This is a genomic window from Clostridium sp. (assembly GCF_050717545.1).
In the GTDB taxonomy this organism is placed as follows: domain Bacteria; phylum Bacillota; class Clostridia; order Clostridiales; family Clostridiaceae; genus Clostridium_AD.
The window spans coordinates 81,015-100,059 of record NZ_JBOITN010000035.1; the positions used below are offsets into that span (position 1 = coordinate 81,015).

Here is a 19,045-nt window from a genome sequence, read left to right on the forward strand (position 1 = left end):
TAGCAAAGGATTAACTTGTAAAAAGGAGGTTAAACTTATGAAACTAGTAAAAAAAAGCAAGCTAAACAAAAATTATGATAAGGTAGGTTGGTTATTTACATTACCTAGTATAGTTTTAATAATCGCTTTTATTTTTTATCCTATGATACAAGCTTTTTTTACCTCATTAAAATCAGGTATGGGAAGTAATCTTAGATTTGTTGGTATTGCTAATTATTCTAGATTATTTACTGATAACATATTTCAAAAATCAGTTTATAATACTCTAATATATTTAGTAGTACAGGTTCCCATAATGATTTTACTAGCATTGTTTATATCTGTACTTTTAAATGATAAAAATCTAAAAGCTAAGGCTTTTTTTAGAACTGCAATATTTCTGCCATGTGTAACCTCATTGGTAGCTTATTCAGTAATATTTAAAAGTTTATTTGCAAATGACGGTTTAATGAATAAAATACTATTAAATTTACATTTATTAGATTCTCCAATACAATGGATTACTAGTCCATTCTGGGCTAAAATCACTATTATAATAGCTATAACTTGGCGGTGGACTGGTTATAACATGATTTTTTATCTAGCTGGGTTACAAAACATCGACCCAGGCATTTATGAAGCAGCAAAAATAGATGGAGCCACAAAGGTAAAACAGTTTTTTAGTATTACCGTGCCACTTCTAAAACCAATAATTCTATTTACTACTGTTATGTCAACCACAGGAACACTACAACTATTCGATGAAGTAATGAATATAACTAAGGGTGGTCCAGGAAATGCATCAACTACAATATCACAATATATATATAATTTAAGTTTTAAATATACTCCGAATTTTGGATACGCGGCAGCGGTATCTTATACTATTGTAATTATGATAATCGTTTTATCCTTAATACAATTTAAAGTGGCAGGTGATGATAAATGAATAAGGCAAGAAGCTCATTTAAATATATATTTTTAAGTATAGTATCTATAATTTCTATTTTTCCATTTATCTGGATGCTTATAAGTATGACAAATAAATCAGTAGATGTATCTAAGGGTTCGTTAATACCAGGTACATATCTAGTGCAAAACATAAAAAATCTTTTTGCTTCTGATTTGAACTTTTCAATGTCTCTATGGAACTCAGGTAAAATTGCAATAATAGGAACAATTTTATCGCTAATTATAGCCTCTTTTGCAGGATATGGGTTTGAGATATATAGGAATAAAGTGAGGGATAGAATATTTAATATATTGTTACTATCTATGATGATTCCATTTGCAGCTCTCATGATACCATTATTTAAGATGTTCAGTAATTTTAGTTTTTTTGGACTTAACACCATAGCTGCGGTAATAATTCCTACTTTATCTACTGCATTTTTAATATTCTTCTTTAGGCAAAATACAAAATCTTTTCCAAAAGACATATTGGAAGCGGGACGTATTGATGGGTTAAATGAAATTCAAATATTTACAAGGATATATGTTCCTACAATGAAATCTACGTATGCGGCAGCTGCAATTATTACATTCATGGCTAGTTGGAATAATTACATGTGGCCTCTTATTGCATTACAAAGTCCAGAAAAGAGAACGGTACCACTTATTATTTCTACCATGGGATCATCTTATTCTCCGGATTATGGAATGATTATGGCTGGAATTGTAATAGCGACACTTCCAACTGCACTAGTTTTCTTTTTGATGCAAAAACATTTTGTTGCAGGAATGCTTGGTTCTGTTAAAGGTTAGAATGATTGTATAATGTTAAGAACAATAATATAAACAAATATGTAGGAGGATAAATATATGAATCATAAAACTCCAAGTTTAGATTGGCTTTCGGATACTTCAATTTTTGCCGTTAACAGAATTAAAGCTCACTCAGATCATATGTATTATAGGTCAAAAGAAGAGGCATCCACGGGAAAAATGAGCTTTAGACAAAGTTTAAATGGAAATTGGAAGTTTAGTTTTGCAATAAATCCAAGTTCTAGAGTTAAAGAATTTTATAAATCTGAATTTGATTGCCATTGTTTTAAGGATATAAAAGTTCCTGCACATATACAGCTTCAAGGTTATGATAAACCTCAATATATAAATACAATGTACCCCTTTGATGGGCATAGTGAAATAAAACCACCAGAGATATCAGAGGAATATAATCCTGTTGGAAGTTATGTAAAGTATTTTAATAATAATGAGAATATTAAAGAAGGACCTGTATATATTTCCTTTCAAGGTGTGGAAAATGCTTTTTATCTTTGGTTAAATGGAGAATTTATAGGATATAGTGAGGATAGTTTTACTCCAGCAGAGTTTGATTTAACTAGTTATATTAAAGAAGGGGAAAATAAGCTGGCAGTGGAGGTATATAAAAGGTCCACAGGAAGCTGGCTAGAAGATCAGGATTTTTGGCGTTTTTCGGGAATATTCAGGGATGTATATTTATATTCTATTCCAAAAACTCATATCCAAGATTTATTTGTGAAAACAGATCTAGATAAGGCTTATAAAAATGCAGTTTTAAGGTTGGATTTAAAAGTAAATGGAGAAATAAATTCTACTATAGATTTAGAACTCATTGATAAAAATGGTATAGGCATTTATAAAAGTATAGGAACGTCTTTAGAAAGTAACATGTCTTTAGAGTTAAATGTTAATAATGTAGAGCTTTGGAGTGCTGAAGATCCTAATCTTTATACACTACTAGTTTCCATTCGAAGTATTGATGGGAAAGTGGTAGAAGTTATTTTACAAAAGGTTGGTTTTAGAAGCTTTGAAATGATAAATAAGGTTATGCATATAAATGGTAAACGTATAGTTTTTAAGGGTATAAATCGTCATGAATTTAACGCTAGGTCAGGTAGAGCTATAACTAGAGAGGATATGTTGTGGGATATAAAATTCTTAAAACAAAACAATATAAATGCGGTGAGAACATCTCACTATCCAAATCAAAGTTATTGGTATGATCTTTGCGATGAATATGGTATATATTTAATAGATGAAACTAATTTAGAAACCCATGGATCTTGGCAAAAGCTGGGTAAAATTAAACCGGATTGGGTTATTCCTGGTAGTAAGAAAGAGTGGTTAGACATAGTAATTGATAGGGCAATTTCCATGGTGGAAAGGGATAAGAATCACCCATCCATTTTAATATGGTCTTGTGGAAATGAATCCTTTGGTGGAGAAAATATATACAAGATGTCTGAGTATTTTAGGCAAAAAGATCCTTCAAGATTAGTTCATTATGAAGGTGTATTCCAAGATAGGAGCTTTAATGAAACTAGTGATATGGAAAGCAGAATGTATGCTAAGGTTTTTGAAATTGAAGAGTATTTAAACAATGCTCCAGAAAAACCATATATAAGCTGTGAATACATGCATGCCATGGGAAACTCATGTGGAGCAATGCACAAATACGTGGAGCTAGAAAGTAAGTATGAGCTTTATCAAGGTGGATTTATTTGGGACTACATAGACCAGTTTTTAATTAAAAAAGATAGATTTAATGAGGAAGTTTTGGCCTATGGAGGGGATTTTGATGATAGACCAACAGATTACAACTTCTGTGGAAATGGAATAGTTTATGCAGATAGAAAACCATCTCCCAAAGCACAAGAAGTAAAGAAACTTTATCAAAATTTAAAATTAATTACAGATAAAAATGGAGTTAATGTTAAAAATGAAAACGTGTTTGTTGATACTTCTGATTATGTGTTAGAGTATTCCTTAGATTTTAATGGAAAAGAAATTTATAAAGATTCTCTAATAGTTAACGTTAAAGCTGGTGAAGAAAAATATGTAAGCCTTAAACTTCCGAGCGAAAGTATCTTAGGAGAATATTCATTAAATACGTCATTTAAACTTAAAAATAACACTACTTGGGCAGATGCAGGGCATGTGGTAGCATATGACCAGTGTGCCTTTGAGATAGAGGGAGAAAAGGTCCTTGAAAAATTATTTAAACCTCAAGTTATTCATGGAGATATAAACATTGGAGTTAAAAACGATAATTTCAGTGTCTTATTTTCAAAACAAGAAGGCGGGATGGTATCTCTTAGATACGATGGTAAAGAAATGATAACCCGTACCCCTATGCCTATTTATTGGAGGGCTATGACTGATAATGACAAGGGGACGAGTCATGGGTTTAGGTGTGGACAATGGCTTACCGCAAGTATGTTCCAACGCTTCATCGATGTCCAGGTAATTGAAGATGAGTGCAGCATTACAGTTGCATATACATATGCGTTGAGTGCGACAAATCAGGGTGAAGTAAAGGTAGCATATACTGTATATTCGAATGGTGAAATTAAAGTAAGTTGTGATTATAAAGGAGTTAACGGCCTGCCAGAGCTTCCTATGTTCGGGATGGCATTTAAGTTACCATCAGATTATGATACTTTTAAGTGGTATGGCCTAGGACCAGAAGAAAATTATATAGATAGACTTCATGGAGCATCCCTGGGGATTTTTGAGAAATCTGTAACTCAAAATGTTTCAGGATACATTGTGCCTCAGGAAAGTGGAAACCATACTGGAACTCGCTGGGCAAAGATAAAAGACAAGAGTGGACTTGGTATTGAGTTTGATGCCAGTAGCATGCCTTTTGAACTGGGAGTATCTCCATATACAGCATTTGAACTTCAAAATGCATTGCATCACAATGAACTACCAAAAGTAAATTATACGGTAGTAACCATTGCAGCAAAGCAAATGGGAGTAGGCGGGGATGATAGCTGGGGAGCACCAGTACATCCAGAGTATCTTATAGATTCCTCAAAAGATATTCACTTTGAATTTGTAATGAGAAGATGCATAGAAGAGTAAATGTGGACAATATGCAAAAGTGGTATGTAGAATATACATACCACTTTTGCATATTGTTTTTTTAATTTTTAGAATCAAAATAATAAATTTTGTTGAATATATGTTAAAATTAGGATAGAATTATTTAGTGAGAAAATTTATATTGAGATTTTAATGATAAGATTATAATTTGAGTTAGAAGGAGAAAAATAATGAGTAAGATGAATGGGTTAATGATACTGGTTATTATTTTATTTATTTGCTTGTATGGAAGCATAAATTATTATATTGGCCTAAGGATTTGGCAGAACTTATTGAGCCATATTACTTTTTTAAATTCTAAGGTATATTGGGTAATCTTTTCAATAATAGCAGCCTCATATATTGTAACTACACTGATACCTTCTTTCATGCCAACTTTAATATCAACTAAATTAAATATTATAGGATCATATTGGATGGCAATAATGTTTTATCTTATTATAATATTGCCAATCGTAGATTTAATAAGAGTTCTAAACAGGAAAATTGTAATTATTCCAAGAGGTCTATTTGGTAGTGCTAATATTTCATTAATAGTAATGGGAGTAGTAACTACTTTTATAATTGGGGTAATGATATATGGTACTTGGAGTGCTCGCACGGTCAAGGTAACAAAATATGATTTAAATGTTAATAAAACTTCTGGGAGTCTAAAGGCCCTTAAGGTTATTATGGTCTCAGACATTCATCTTGGGATTATGGTGGATAATGATAGACTTACAGGTATGGTAGATGAAATCAATGATTTAAAACCTGATATTGTTTTAGTACCAGGAGATATAATTGATAGCAGTATTGATCCTTTTGTAAAAGAAAATATGGCCGATAACTTTAAAAGAATTAAAAGCAAGTATGGAGTATTTGCAAGCCTTGGTAATCATGATGGTATGGGAAGTAAAGTAGATGATGTGGTTAGGAGTTTTGAAAATGCAGGCATAACTGTGGTAAGGGATAATTCAGTTTTAATTGATAATAGCTTTTATGTTATAGGGAGGGAAGATTCATCTCTAGAGCGGGCAGCAAAAATTAAAAGAAAGGATTTGTCATCTTTAATAGAAGACTTAGATAAATCTAAACCATTTTTGCTTATGGATCATCAGCCAGGTAATTTAAGTGAACCTGAAAAGCAAGGTATTGATTTACAACTATCGGGTCACACTCATAGAGGCCAGATATTTCCTGCAAACATTATAACTAATAGAATTTTTGAAATCGACTATGGTTATCTAAAAAAGAATAATTCTCAATTTATTGTATCTTCAGGTTATGGAACTTGGGGGCCACCAATTAGAATAGGTAGCCGCTCGGAAATTGTTGAAATAAATCTAAAATTTAAATAATAAATACTTATTTAGAGTGTAGAAGAAGTTGTTATATTGCTTAGGTTAAGTAATATAACAGCTTCTTATTTTATATTAAAGTGTAGTATAAAAATAAGTTTATACTTTGTTTATACTTTGTTTAGAGAAAGTAGAGAGATATAATTTAAAATAGAAATATAAGAAATTAATATAGTTATAAATAGTTAATACATAATTTTGGAGGTTAAGATGATTAAAATATTGTTTGTAATGGTGATTATAGTAACAATAATAGCATTATGTTTTTGGGTTAACGGAATAAAGTATATCAAAAAGGATGAATACAATAAAAAAGGTATTAAATATATTCTAGGAGCTACCAGTGTTACAGGAATATGTATCATTTTAACTGCCATACTGTTTATACCTACATTTTATCAAATATAAAATATAATCATGAATTTGTTAAAAAGCTCTGATTATTCAGAGCTTTTTTGTTGAATATTATTCGTATCTTAATGCATCTATTGGATTCAATTTTGATGCTTTATCTACAGGATAAATTCCAAAGACCAAACCTAAATTACTGAAAATGCAAAAGCAACAAATTAATATTTCAGCTCCGCAGGAGATGATTTAATTGTAATTAGAATATTATTGGGCATTACCATAGGTATTTATAAGATTGTTTAGTGAATTAATATTAGTTTGGTGATGACTTATTATTTCATTAAGGAGTTGGTCACTACTAAAATCTGTATTACTAGTTAACATTTCATTAACTGCTTTAGTTCCTATATGCTCTTCTTTTAGTGCCTCTCTAAGGTAGCTGACGTTATCTGTGGTGCCAATGTGTTTTATATTTGATATAGTCTCAGACACCATTCCATCAATACCTATGCCACGGTGTGGATTGCCTCCAAGTTCTTGTATCTTAGTAGAAAGTTGTGATGCATGTTGCTTATGAGTTTCTTGTATTTTCTTGAGTTCATTTTTAGCATTAACATCATCGGCATGCATTATTAATGCAGCGAAACTTTTAATAGCAATATATTCACCTTCAAGAATGGAATTTAAATTTTTAATGTCTTCACTATTCATATTATCAACTCCTCTAATATTTATGTTGCCCAAATGGTTTGTTTTTATCAAAACCAAATTGAAAACAAGTAGACTTTTTAAGCTAAGTATCTTATATGTAATTAAATTATGATGAATAACATCAATTTTACAGCAAAAATGAATTAACTCATTAATTAAATATCTTGATAAAAATAACTATGAACTTTATAATTGAATTAGAGCTCAAAGGAAGGTGACTTATGGGTACAATTAATTCTTATTATTATAATCAAGTTATAAACTCTATAAATGAAGGTGTTATTGTTATAGATAAAGAAGGCACCATAAAAATAATTAATAATGCTGCAGAAAAAATGTTAAAGGTAAATGCAGAAAGTAGCTTAGGAAAGTATATTTTAAATATATTCCCATATGGTGAATTATTAAGTGTTATGAATAATTGCCAAACACAATTTAATAAAAAAGAAGGCAAATTTGTTGTAACTCGTAAACCAATAATTCAAAATGGTGAAGTAATAGGTGGCATACAAATATTTAGTGAGAAAATGGGAAGTAATTTTATAACAAATTCACAAAATGATGTTTTTGAAAATAATTCAGGTAAAGATAAAAAAGTAATATATACTTTTAAAAATATTTTAGGCGCCAGCGATAAAAGCCGTAAGGTAATGGATTTTGCAAAAAGAGTAGCTAAGATAGAATCAAACGTATTAATTACTGGAGAAAGTGGGACTGGTAAAGAACTTTTTGCTCATTCAATTCACAATGCAAGTAGACGATGTTTAAAACCATTTGTAAAAATTAATTGTGGAGCTATACCTGCAGAGCTTTTTGAATCGGAAATGTTTGGCTATGAAGAAGGTGCATTTACTGGAGCTAAAAGATCAGGCAAGATAGGTAAATTTGAACATGCAAATGGAGGCACCATTTTGCTTGATGAAATTGGGGATATGCCTATGAATATGCAAGTTAAACTCTTAAGGATTATTCAAGAAAAAGAGTTAGTGAGGGTTGGTGGGAATGACGCTATAAAAGTTGATATAAGAGTTATAGCTTCCACAAATAAGTCGCTTGAGAAGTTAATAAACGATGGAAAATTTAGAGAAGATCTGTATTATAGGTTGGATGTTATGCATTTAAAAGTGCCAGCATTAAGAGAGAGAATAGAAGATATTGAGGAACTTTCTAATGGTCTGCGGATAAAAATATGTAAAAAAAATGGTATTTACTCAGAAGGTATCTCGAGAGATGCTATTGATTATTTAAAGTCTTATAGTTGGCCGGGAAACATAAGACAACTAGAAAATGTATTAGAAAGAGCTATAAATTTGCTTGATGAAGAACTTTTTATAATGCCAAAACATTTACCAGAAAAGATTACAAAAAATGTAATAAAAAAATATTCATTAGAAAATAATTATTTAAAAGATGTTGTTGAAAATGTTGAAAAAGACCTTATTATGGAATGCATTGAAAAAACAGGTGGAAATAAAAAAGAAACTGCAAAAATATTGGGACTTAGCAGAGCAGGATTATATAAGAAATTAAATCGGTATAATCTAATGAAATCAACCGGTACACAATAGTAAACATGTAAACTTTGTTTACGCAAGGGTTTTTAATATAAATAGTAGTTCTGGTATTTTAATTGAAAATTATAGGTAAAATTAAACAACTGGTCATACCAATGTATTGGAAGGTGTTGAAAGCACTTTTAGTTATTTTTTTAACAAATAAGATATAATATTAACAAGCTTACGTTAAAAAAGTGTATAGAACTATTAGTGTTAACTAAGTTTACATATATAATCATAAACAGTTTCGCTCTATCTAAAGGGGTTGGTATAGTTAGCTTTATAATATTTTGAATAGTTGGCACGAAATATGCTTATAATATATATACATAGGAAAGTTTTTTAATGTAGAGGATAAATCCTTATTATGTGGTAAAATATCATTATAAATAAAATTAATGGAGGGTTATAACATGAGAGAAGTAGTAATAGTAGGAGCAGCAAGAACAGCAATAGGATCTTTTGGTGGAGGATTATCAAAACTTTCAGCAGTAGAAATGGGAACGGTTGCAGCTAAGGAAGCTATAAAAAGATCAGGAGTTAAACCAGAATTAGTAGAAGAAGCTATTATAGGTAACGTAATTCAAGCTGGACTTGGACAAAATGTTGCTAGGCAAATAGCTTTAAATGCAGGATTAGATATTTCATCTTCAGCACTTACAATAAATAAGGTTTGTGGTTCAGGACTTAGAGCTGTAAGCATGGCTGCACAGATTATAATGTGTGGAGATGCAGAAGTAGTTTTAGCAGGTGGAACTGAAAGCATGAGCAATGCTCCATATGCACTTCCAAACAATAGATGGGGTGCAAGAATGGGAGACGGTAAAGTAGTTGATACTATGATCAAAGATTCTTTATGGGATGCATTTAATGACTATCATATGGGAGTAACAGCAGAAAATATTGCAGCACAGTGGAACATAACAAGAGAAGATCAAGATCAATTTGCTTTGAAAAGTCAACTAAAAGCTGAAGCAGCTATAAAAGGCGGCAAATTTAAAGATGAGATCGTTCCAGTGGAAATCCCACAAAGAAAAGGTGATCCAATAATATTTGATACAGATGAATTCCCAAAATTTGGTTCAACTATAGAAAAAATAGGTAAATTAAAACCAGCATTTAAAAAAGGTGGTACAGTAACTGCAGCTAATGCATCAGGAATAAATGATGGCGCAGTTATGTTCGTAGTAATGTCAAGAGCTAAAGCAGACCAACTAGGACTTAAACCACTAGTTACAATTAAATCTTATGCATCAGCAGGAGTAGATCCAAAAATAATGGGATATGGACCAGTTCCATCATCTAAGAAAGCATTAGAAAAAGCAGGACTTACTGTAGCTGATTTAGACTTAATAGAAGCTAATGAAGCATTTGCTTCTCAATCATTAGCAGTAGCTAGAGATTTAGGACTTAATCCAGAAATAGTAAATGTTAATGGTGGAGCTTTAGCTCTTGGCCATCCAGTAGGATGTTCAGGTGGTAGAATACTTATCACATTAATATATGAAATGATTAAAAGAGATTCTAAAACAGGACTTGCTACATTATGTATAGGTGGCGGTCAAGGAACTGCAATTATCGTTCAAAGATAATTGTTGAACATAATTTTAAAAAACCAGCAAATGCTGGTTTTTTTTATTTTCTACAGAATTATGTAATTATTTATTAACTATTGTAATATTAATTAAATAAGAATAAACTTTAAAGGTTAGATATAAACTAGGATGAGAAAAATTTAAGGTGGATTTAATAATAATGTTGCACATTACCAAAGAATAACCTCTAGTGTTATGGTATAATTATTAGGATAGGAGTGATATAGATGGTTAAAATAAAAAATGCTGTACCAAACATTTTTACATTAAGCAATATGTCTTGTGGAATTATGTCTATACTTATGAGTTTTGATGAAAATTATAAATTAGCAGCAATATTTATTCTTTTGGCAGGAATATTTGATAGATATGATGGCAAGATAGCTAGATTTTTGAATGTAGAAAATGATTTAGGAAAAGAACTAGATTTATTATGTGATTTAGTATCTTTCGGCGTTGCACCTTCCATATTGATATTTAATATTTATAACTTTGCGGGACTTGGATATATTGGTTATTTAATGGTTTTGGTTTTCCCGGTAGCAGGAGCATATAGACTAGCAAAATATAATATTACAGATTTTGATGGAGTTTTTTCAGGAATTCCTATTACCATTACAGGAACATTTTTAGCAGTGTATGCTTTATTCATGTTTAATAAGGCTTCAAATTTAGGGCCTACAATATTTCTAATGGTTGTATTATCTTATTTAATGATAAGTAAATTAAGATTTAAAAAACAATAATTATAATAAAAATAATTAAAACGCAATTATAAGTAAAACCTCACTTTGTAGTGAGGTTTTTTTGATTTTTGAATTTATAATAATATTCAGGGGTATTCTCAGTAATAGGTTTAAATTCATAACCTAAATTAAGATAATATTTTATGATACCTGGCAGTGCCTTTACAGTATTTTTGTTATTAGAATTACAGTGCATAAGTATTATTGCCTCATTTTTGTTTCCTTTAATGGTTTGTGAATTTTTAATAAGTTCTGAGACACTTAAATTAGGGTCAATACCATCACATATATCAACATTCCAATCATACACCTTATAGTTATTTTTATGAATATTATTTAAAGTAAAGGTGGTTAAGCGTTTGGAACTACCACCTGGGAATCTGATAACTTTAGGTGCAAAACCAGTAACTTCTTCAACTTTAGCGGATGTTTTTTTCATTTCGTCAATAAATTTTTCCGGGCTTCTATATATTTTTTTGAAATTATGGCTGTAGGTATGAAGACCTATGCTATGACCTTCGGTGTAGATTCTCTTAAGAATAGTTTCTCTACCTTCTATTTCTTTTCCTACAACGAAAAAAGTAGCCTTTATATTCCATTTTTTTAATGTATCCAGTAAGGAATCAGTAACTACGTGTGTAGGGCCATCATCAAAGGTTAAATAAGCAAATTTAGGAGCCTTAATTTCACGGGCATCTTTTAGCGAAATAGTCAGAGGTATAAATGTCTCTGCACAAAAGCGATTAATATTTATATGGGAACTGATAGTCAGTAAAAAACAAATAATAGTACAAGCAAAAATAAATACAACATTTGTTTTTCTAAAATTCATAGTATCACTCACCTTTAGTTTTTGTTGTAGTTAGTGTACCCAGAAAAAACTAATTAAAGCAGTGAGGTTACAATTTTATTAAATAAAAAAATTAAAATTCTGTATTAATTTTATAGTAGTTAGTGTAAAATTAAGTATGAATAGAAAACATGAAGTAGATTATAAAACGAATATAAGTGAAACTTAATTGAAGGGATGATAGTATGATAACAATTAGTGTTTGCGTTGGCAGTGCCTGTCATTTAAAAGGATCTTCTAAAGTGATAGAGGAATTACAAAAGTTAATTGCAAAAAATAAAGTATCAGATATGGTAGAACTTAAAGGGGCATTTTGTATTGGTAGATGCACTGAGGGAGTTTCAGTAACTGTGGATGATAAAGATTTTTTTTCATTAAATGAGAATAATGTACAAACATTTTTTAACGAAACTATTATGAGAGGTATGCAATATGAGTAATATAAATTTTTCTAAAGCAAATTGTACAAATTGTTACAAGTGTCTTCGATCATGTCCTGTAAAGGCAATAAAATTCGAGAATGGGCAAGCTACAATAGATGAAGAAAGATGTATAGAATGTGGACATTGTCTAACGGTATGTCCGCAAAATGCTAGAGAGATAAAAAGTGATGTGGATATAGTTAAATTGGCAATATATTCAGGAAGAAAAGTCATAGTAAGTTTAGCACCTTCTTTCGCTGGTTTTTTTGATGTGCAGGCAAGTAGAGTTGTTGCTGCTTTAAAGAAGTTAGGATTTAATATAATAGAAGAAACTGCAGTAGGGGCAGAAGTAGTATGTGAATTATATAATGATTACATAAGAGATAATAAGCAAGATGTTTATATAACTACAGCATGTCCATCAACTAATTATTTAGCAGAAAAATATTATAAAGAAATTATACAATATTTAATTCCTAGCGCATCTCCAATGATAGCTCATGGTAAGTTACTAAAAAATAAATTTGGTGAAGACAGTTTTGTTGTATTTATAGGCCCATGTCTTTCAAAAAAATCTGAGTTTGATAGTTGTTTACAAGAAAATATAATTAATGCTGTATTAACTTTCGATGAGGTGGATTCTTGGATTCTTGAATGTGGTATAAAAATGGAGGATCTTGAGGAAGAAGACTTTAATACATCTCCTTATAGTAAAGGTCAAGGATTCCCTATGGGGGGAGGTATTATAGAGGCAATGCGGGATAGATTAAAAGAAAGTAAGCTTAATGTTATTACTGTAAGTGGTATGGAAGAGTGTATAGAAGTGTTTAATAGCGTTAAGAATGGTGATTTAAAAGACATTTTTATTGAAGTCAGTGCCTGCAAGGGGAGTTGTATTGGTGGACCAGTTATGGTTAAAAATGGTGAAAATTACTATGCTAAATTAAATAAAGTGAAAAATTACATAAGTAGTCGTAAAAATTATAATAATCCAAGATATATAGAGATCCCTGGGGATATGAGTTTCTATAGGGGATTTACTGAAAAACCTATTAAAAGAGTTATAGCTACAGAAGAAGAAATCATAACTATTATGAAAACAATGGGGAAACATGAACTTAAAGATGAACTAAATTGTGGTGTGTGCGGATATGACACATGCAGAATAAAGGCTCAAGCTATATTTGAAGGTATGGCGGAAACAAATATGTGCCTTCATTATATGAGAACTAAAGCAGAAAGTCTTTCTAATGAAATTGTGGAAAATACTGCTAGTATTCTAATTCTACTTGATGGAGAAATGAATGTAAGAGAGATAAATCCAGCGGCTAAGGCTATATTTAAAATACAAGCTGAAAATATTATAGGTAAACCTATATCTGTAATTATTGATGATGAGAATTTTAAAAAGGTAAGAGAAACTGGAATAAGTATAATAGGGAAAAAAGTTGATTATCTAAAGTATGGAGTAATGTTTATAGCGAATATTGTATATCTTTCTAAACAAGACATGGTACTTGTAAGTATGATTAATATTATGGCGGAAGAGAAAAATAAAAAAGAATTAAAGAAGGTTAAAGAAAATACTCTAGATGCTGCTCAAGAGGTTATTGATAAGCAAATGAGAGTTGCTCAAGAAATAGCAAGTCTACTTGGAGAAACAACTGCAGAAACAAAAATTATTTTAACTAAGTTAAAAAAAATAGTGGCAGGAGAAGATGGTGAGTAAAATGGATTTGTTTATTGATGTAGCATATAATAGTTTGATAAAAAAAGATGAGGAACTCTGCGGTGATAGAGTAGAAATAATAAGACTTGAAGATAGCACTATAATTGTCATGGCAGATGGATTGGGAAGTGGAGTCAAAGCCAATATACTAGCTTCTCTAACATCCAAAATTGCAAGTACTATGCTTAAAGAAGGAGCAGACATCTATGAGACCGTAGATACTATTGTAAATACGTTGCCAGTGTGTAAGGTTAGGAATATTGCCTATTGTACTTTTACGCTTATTAAAATATATAATGATGGAAGGACATATATAGCAGAATATGATAATCCACCTTTCTTTTTAATAAGAAATAATAAGGGTATTCAAATTGTGAAAAAAGAAACTATTATTAATGGGAAAAAAGTAGTTGAAAGTGAATTTAAAATGCAAGATAATGATGTGCTTACAGTAGTGAGTGATGGATGCATTCATGCAGGCATTGGGAATATATTAAATTTAGGTTGGAGCTGGGATAATGTAGAAAATTACTTGATTCGTAATACAAAGTGTAGACGAAGTTCAAAAAACATGACAAAGGACCTAATTCAGGTATGTTGGGATTTATATGGAGGAAAACCAGGAGATGATACTACTGTTGTATGTGTAAAAGCTCGAAAACCAGAAGTTATTGATTTATTTACTGGGCCACCAAAGGATGAGCGAAATGATAGTTGTGTTATTAAAGAATTCATGAGTGGACCTGGGAAAAAGATACTATGCGGTGGGACCACTTCTAACATAGCAAGCAGAGAACTAGGCCGCAAGCTTAAAGTAGAATTAGACTTTTTTGATAAAGATCTACCGCCTACAGCAACTATGGACGGAATAGAATTAATAACTGAAGGAGTCTTAACTTTAAGTAAGGTTATAGAAAAGTTGAGTAATTATGAAGAGAGTTTTGGGCATGAGGATAATTTCTGTGATTTAGAAGGTAAAGATGGAGCTAGTAGAATTGTAAAAATGCTAATAGAAGATTGCACTCATTTTAATTTATGGGTAGGGGAGGCTGTAAATCCAGCGCATCAAAATCCTGATTTTCCAATAGATTTAAGTGCTAAGCTAAAGCTTGTGGATCAATTAGTAGAATATATGAAAAAATTAGGAAAGCACGTTAATATTAATTATATATAAAAAAAACAGCAGAAATATCTGCTGTTTTTTTATTTACTCTTATTAACATTTTACGTAATGTTATTACGTGAAACGTAATGTGTATGAAGAAGCTCATGAGCTTTTTCGCCATATGGCTCTCCAAGGAATTCTTCATATATTTTTTTAATGTATGGATTATCATGAGATTTTCTTATAGTTTTGTTTTTATCTTCATTATATAAAACAGACATTCTCTTTTCTAATATATCTTCATAACCAGTTGAATATGGTTGTCCACCACCATTAATACATCCACCAGGACAAGCCATGATTTCAATTAAGTGATAGTCAGCTTCGCCTGCACGAATAGCTTCTAATAATTTACGAGCATTTCCAAGTCCACTAGCTATAGCAACTTTAACATCGATGTCGTTAATTTTAACAGAAGCTTCTTTTATGCCTTCCATACCTCTTACTACTTCAAAATCTACATTTTCAAGTGTTTCATTTGTTAACCACTCATAAGCAGTACGTAGTGCAGCTTCCATAACTCCGCCGGATGTACCGAATAAAACTCCAGCACCAGTAGATTCCCCAAGTGGATTATCGAAATCTTCTTCTGGTAATGAATTAAAGTTAATTCCAGCCTCTTTTATCATTTTAGCTAGTTCTCTTGTACTTATTACGATATCAACATCAGGTACTCCATTTGTAGACATCTCAGGTCTAGTAGCTTCATATTTCTTTGCAAGACAAGGCATTACAGATACAACTATCATGTCTTTTGCTTCTATATTCATTTTTCCGGCAAGATATGTTTTAGCAACAGCACCCCACATTTGTTGTGGTGATTTACAAGTAGATGGAATATCTAATAAATCACTAAATTGATGTTCAAAGAAATTAACCCAAGCAGGACAACAGCTTGTAAGCATTGGAAGTTTTCCACCATGCTGTAATCTATGAGCAAATTCGCTAGCTTCTTCCATTATTGTTAAGTCAGCTGCAAAATCAGTATCAAATACTTTAGTAAAGCCTAAAGCTTTTAATGCAGCAACCATTTTACCAGTAACAGAAGTGCCATGTTCAAGTCCAAATTCTTCGCCCAGGGCTGCTCTAACTGCAGGAGCAGTTTGAACAACAACAACTTTTTCTGTTTGGCCTAAAGCATTCCAAACTTTAGAAGTATTATTAACTTCTGTTAATGCACCAGTAGGGCATACTGAAACACACTTTCCACAGAAAGTACAAGTGGTTTCTCCTATCGGCAAGGAAAAAGCAGTGGACACAACAGTTTCAAAGCCTCTGCCTACAGCAGATATAGCGCCAACAGTTTGAATTTCATTACAAACTGTTTCACAACGTCTGCATAATATACATTTATCTAAATTTCTAACAATAGAACTACTTGAATGGTCAATTGGGTAAGTGGACATCTCACCTTTATAGTGAATTTCACGAATACCTAGTTCTGCAGCTAATTTTTGTAATTCACAAGCAGTATTTTTTTCGCATAATAGGCAGTCTTGTGGATGGTCAGATAGAATTAATTCAAGTACAGTTCTACGCGCCTTAATAGCCCTGATTGAATTTGTTTTTACAACCATTCCATTTGTAGCAGGAGTACAGCATGAAGGTGCTAAGTTACGTCTACCTTCAACTTCAACCACACACACACGACAAGAACCTGGATGATTTGTAGTTTTTCCATCATGCATATTTAAGTGACATAATGTAGGAATTTTTATATTTAATCTTTTAGCGGCATCTAGAATAGTTGAGCCTTCGTCTACATAGACTTTTTTATCATTTATAGTAAGAGCAATTAAACTCACAGCGTGCACCTCTTTCTTAAATTTTATTTTTTGATAATTGCATTAACAGGACACGCGGTTTGACAAGCACCACACTTAATACATTTATCTTGATCAATAACATGTAATGTTTTAACTTTACCGCTGATACATTTAACAGGACATATCTTTGCACATTTTGTACAACCGATACATTTATCCGTGATATTGTATCTTAATAAATGTTTACATACTCCTGCAGGGCAGGTTTTTTCATATACGTGAGCTTCGTATTCGCTTTTAAAGTATTTTAGAGTGCTTAATACTGGATTTGAAGAAGTTTGTCCCAGTCCACATAACGCAGTATCCTTAATTGTTTCTGCAAGTGAACTTAGTTTCTCTAGGTCTTCTTCTGTTCCTTTTCCGTTTGTAATTTTTTCGAGTATTTCAAGAAGACGTTTATTTCCAATTCTACAAGGAGAACACTTACCACAAGATTCTTCTACAATGAACTCTAAGTAGAATTTAGCTATATTAACCATGCAGTTATCTTCATCCATAACAATCATACCACCAGAACCCATCATAGATCCTATAGCACCAAGTGATTCATAATCAATTGGTGTATCTAAAAATTCTGCTGTAATACATCCACCAGATGGACCACCTGTTTGAACAGATTTAAATTCACGTCCGTTTTTAATTCCGCCACCGATGTCATATATGATTTCTCGAAGCGAGGTTCCCATTGGAACTTCTACAAGTCCAACGTTATTGATCTTACCTGCAAGCGCGAAAACTTTTGTTCCTTTTGATGTTGCAGTCCCTATGGAGCTAAACCAAGCAGCGCCTTTGTTAATGATGGCTGGAATGTTTGCAAGAGTTTCAACATTGTTAACACAAGTTGGTTTATTCCATAATCCGCTTTGGGCTGGGAATGGTGGTTTATTAGTTGGTTCTCCACGTGAACCTTCAATAGACTGAATTAACGCAGTTTCTTCTCCACATACGAAAGCACCGGCGCCGTATTTAATTTCTATATCAAAGCTAAAATTAGTTCCTAAAATATTTTCTCCAAGAAGGCCACATTCGCGAGCTTGACCTATAGCTGTTCTTAATCTACTAATAGCAAGAGGATACTCTGCTCTAATATAAATATTACCTATTGAAGCACCAATACTATAACCAGCTATTGCCATAGCTTCTAAAACACTGTGAGGGTCACCTTCAAGAATAGAACGATCCATGAAAGCACCTGGATCTCCTTCATCAGCATTGCAAATTATGTATTTTTGGTCTGCATCATACATTTTTGCAAAAGCCCATTTTTTGCCTGTTGGGAAGCCTCCGCCGCCCCTTCCTCTTAAACCTGAATCAATCATTAATTTTATAATATCATCTTGAGACATTTCGGTAATTACTTTACCTAATGCTAAGTAACCATCTTCAGCTATATATTCATTTATGGCCTCAGGATTAATAAGTCCACAGTTCCTAAGTGCAATTCTTACTTGCTTCTTATAGAAATGCATATTTTCCTGCTTTTTTATTTTTATTTTTGAACTGGGTTCTTCAAATAAAAGTCTATCAATAATTTTTCCTTTTAATAAATGCTCGCTAACTATTTCTGCAGCGTCAGTTGGTTTAACAGTAACATAAAATACGTTATCAGGAGAAACCTTAACTATTGGACCCTTTTCACAGAAGCCAAAACAACCAGTTATAGCAGCAGTTACTTCATCAGCTAGTCCTGCAGCTACAATTTCTTTTTGTAGATTTAATAATATTTCATTACTTTCAGCTGACATGCAGCCTGTACCACCACAAACTGATAAATGTCTTATACACCTTGTGCCTTCGGAAGCTTTTTCAAGTTCTTCGTTTATTTTTCTAAGTTTTAGTAATTTATTGTGTTTATTTTGAATGCTTTTAAGTTCATCAAAAGAATTAATTTTAATCAATTTAT

15 protein-coding genes are annotated in these 19,045 nt (G+C 31.7%); 11 read left to right on the plus strand and 4 right to left on the minus strand.

Annotated features, from left to right (window positions below; all coding sequences use genetic code 11):
• Nucleotides 1–37: 37 nt before the first annotated feature.
• The 5 genes from ACREVX_RS11870 to ACREVX_RS11890 all read left to right on the plus strand — a co-directional run bounded on the left by ACREVX_RS11870 (nt 38) and on the right by ACREVX_RS11890 (nt 6,599).
• Complete coding sequence (locus tag ACREVX_RS11870; RefSeq protein ID WP_431544394.1) at nt 38–928, plus strand: carbohydrate ABC transporter permease; 891 nt, start codon at nt 38–40, stop codon at nt 926–928.
• Nucleotides 925–1,743: a carbohydrate ABC transporter permease gene (locus ACREVX_RS11875; protein WP_431544395.1), complete on the plus strand. Its 819-nt coding sequence runs from the start codon at nt 925–927 to the stop codon at nt 1,741–1,743. Before ACREVX_RS11870 ends, ACREVX_RS11875 begins: the two co-directional genes overlap by 4 nt.
• A 57-nt stretch (nt 1,744–1,800) precedes the next feature.
• A complete protein-coding gene (gene lacZ, locus ACREVX_RS11880) occupies nt 1,801–4,830 on the plus strand; it encodes a beta-galactosidase, LacZ type (RefSeq protein WP_431544396.1) in 3,030 nt (1,009 codons plus the stop codon).
• Between the two features lie 191 nt (nt 4,831–5,021).
• On the plus strand, nt 5,022–6,191 hold the full coding sequence (locus ACREVX_RS11885; protein ID WP_431544397.1) for a metallophosphoesterase: 1,170 nt from the start codon (nt 5,022–5,024) through the stop codon (nt 6,189–6,191).
• A gap of 210 nt (nt 6,192–6,401) precedes the next feature.
• The gene (locus tag ACREVX_RS11890) at nt 6,402–6,599 is read left to right on the plus strand and encodes a hypothetical protein (RefSeq protein WP_431544398.1); all 198 of its coding nucleotides are present in this window, start codon (nt 6,402–6,404) and stop codon (nt 6,597–6,599) included.
• A 207-nt stretch (nt 6,600–6,806) separates the two neighbouring features.
• Here ACREVX_RS11890 and ACREVX_RS11895 read toward each other — a convergent pair whose 3' ends face one another.
• The gene (locus tag ACREVX_RS11895; protein ID WP_431544399.1) at nt 6,807–7,253 is read right to left on the minus strand and encodes a DUF2383 domain-containing protein; all 447 of its coding nucleotides are present in this window, start codon (nt 7,251–7,253) and stop codon (nt 6,807–6,809) included.
• A 221-nt stretch (nt 7,254–7,474) separates the two neighbouring features.
• Between ACREVX_RS11895 and ACREVX_RS11900 the strand changes: the two genes are divergently transcribed.
• The 3 genes from ACREVX_RS11900 to pssA all read left to right on the plus strand — a co-directional run bounded on the left by ACREVX_RS11900 (nt 7,475) and on the right by pssA (nt 11,150).
• Entirely contained in the window at nt 7,475–8,821 is a 1,347-nt protein-coding gene (locus ACREVX_RS11900; protein ID WP_431544400.1) for a sigma-54 interaction domain-containing protein, read from the plus strand.
• A gap of 401 nt (nt 8,822–9,222) precedes the next feature.
• A complete protein-coding gene (locus ACREVX_RS11905; RefSeq protein WP_431544401.1) occupies nt 9,223–10,401 on the plus strand; it encodes an acetyl-CoA C-acetyltransferase in 1,179 nt (392 codons plus the stop codon).
• 230 nt (nt 10,402–10,631) lie between these two features.
• Nucleotides 10,632–11,150: a CDP-diacylglycerol--serine O-phosphatidyltransferase gene (gene pssA / locus ACREVX_RS11910; protein WP_431544402.1), complete on the plus strand. Its 519-nt coding sequence runs from the start codon at nt 10,632–10,634 to the stop codon at nt 11,148–11,150.
• 40 nt (nt 11,151–11,190) lie between these two features.
• On the opposite strand, the gene ACREVX_RS11915 is transcribed toward pssA, so the two are convergent.
• Nucleotides 11,191–11,982, minus strand: a complete 792-nt coding sequence (locus ACREVX_RS11915; RefSeq protein WP_431544403.1) for a polysaccharide deacetylase family protein — start codon at nt 11,980–11,982, stop codon at nt 11,191–11,193.
• Nucleotides 11,983–12,185: 203 nt separating this feature from the next.
• Here ACREVX_RS11915 and ACREVX_RS11920 point away from each other — a divergent pair, with 203 nt between their 5' ends.
• The 3 genes from ACREVX_RS11920 to ACREVX_RS11930 are packed head-to-tail and all read left to right on the plus strand — an operon-like array spanning nt 12,186 to nt 15,325.
• Nucleotides 12,186–12,440, plus strand: a complete 255-nt coding sequence (locus ACREVX_RS11920; RefSeq protein ID WP_431544404.1) for a (2Fe-2S) ferredoxin domain-containing protein — start codon at nt 12,186–12,188, stop codon at nt 12,438–12,440.
• The gene (locus tag ACREVX_RS11925) at nt 12,433–14,151 is read left to right on the plus strand and encodes a [Fe-Fe] hydrogenase large subunit C-terminal domain-containing protein (protein WP_431544405.1); all 1,719 of its coding nucleotides are present in this window, start codon (nt 12,433–12,435) and stop codon (nt 14,149–14,151) included. The genes ACREVX_RS11920 and ACREVX_RS11925 overlap by 8 nt, the downstream gene beginning before the upstream one ends.
• Nucleotide 14,152: 1 nt before the next feature.
• Entirely contained in the window at nt 14,153–15,325 is a 1,173-nt protein-coding gene (locus ACREVX_RS11930; protein WP_431544406.1) for a SpoIIE family protein phosphatase, read from the plus strand.
• Between the two features lie 50 nt (nt 15,326–15,375).
• Here the strand turns inward: ACREVX_RS11930 and ACREVX_RS11935 are convergent, their stop codons facing one another.
• Together ACREVX_RS11935 and ACREVX_RS11940 are read right to left on the minus strand one after the other, a co-directional pair.
• Complete coding sequence (locus tag ACREVX_RS11935; RefSeq protein WP_431544407.1) at nt 15,376–17,121, minus strand: NADH-dependent [FeFe] hydrogenase, group A6; 1,746 nt, start codon at nt 17,119–17,121, stop codon at nt 15,376–15,378.
• Nucleotides 17,122–17,144: 23 nt separating this feature from the next.
• Nucleotides 17,145–19,040 (minus strand): NADH-ubiquinone oxidoreductase-F iron-sulfur binding region domain-containing protein, encoded by a 1,896-nt coding sequence (locus ACREVX_RS11940; RefSeq protein ID WP_431544408.1) that lies wholly within the window; start codon nt 19,038–19,040, stop codon nt 17,145–17,147.
• Nucleotides 19,041–19,045 lie beyond the last annotated feature (5 nt).

What these genes read in the sequence shown, in the direction of transcription:
- ACREVX_RS11925 (WP_431544405.1), top strand. Translation starts at nt 12,433, where the DNA reads ATGAGTAATATAAATTTTTCTAAAGCAAATTGTACAAATTGTTACAAG.
- ACREVX_RS11875 (WP_431544395.1), top strand. Translation starts at nt 925, where the DNA reads ATGAATAAGGCAAGAAGCTCATTTAAATATATATTTTTAAGTATAGTA.
- ACREVX_RS11920 (WP_431544404.1), top strand. Translation starts at nt 12,186, where the DNA reads ATGATAACAATTAGTGTTTGCGTTGGCAGTGCCTGTCATTTAAAAGGA.
- lacZ (WP_431544396.1), top strand. Translation starts at nt 1,801, where the DNA reads ATGAATCATAAAACTCCAAGTTTAGATTGGCTTTCGGATACTTCAATT.
- ACREVX_RS11915 (WP_431544403.1), bottom strand. Translation starts at nt 11,982, where the DNA reads ATGAATTTTAGAAAAACAAATGTTGTATTTATTTTTGCTTGTACTATT.
- ACREVX_RS11895 (WP_431544399.1), bottom strand. Translation starts at nt 7,253, where the DNA reads ATGAATAGTGAAGACATTAAAAATTTAAATTCCATTCTTGAAGGTGAA.
- ACREVX_RS11890 (WP_431544398.1), top strand. Translation starts at nt 6,402, where the DNA reads ATGATTAAAATATTGTTTGTAATGGTGATTATAGTAACAATAATAGCA.
- ACREVX_RS11885 (WP_431544397.1), top strand. Translation starts at nt 5,022, where the DNA reads ATGAGTAAGATGAATGGGTTAATGATACTGGTTATTATTTTATTTATT.
- pssA (WP_431544402.1), top strand. Translation starts at nt 10,632, where the DNA reads ATGGTTAAAATAAAAAATGCTGTACCAAACATTTTTACATTAAGCAAT.
- ACREVX_RS11905 (WP_431544401.1), top strand. Translation starts at nt 9,223, where the DNA reads ATGAGAGAAGTAGTAATAGTAGGAGCAGCAAGAACAGCAATAGGATCT.
- ACREVX_RS11930 (WP_431544406.1), top strand. Translation starts at nt 14,153, where the DNA reads ATGGATTTGTTTATTGATGTAGCATATAATAGTTTGATAAAAAAAGAT.
- ACREVX_RS11870 (WP_431544394.1), top strand. Translation starts at nt 38, where the DNA reads ATGAAACTAGTAAAAAAAAGCAAGCTAAACAAAAATTATGATAAGGTA.
- ACREVX_RS11900 (WP_431544400.1), top strand. Translation starts at nt 7,475, where the DNA reads ATGGGTACAATTAATTCTTATTATTATAATCAAGTTATAAACTCTATA.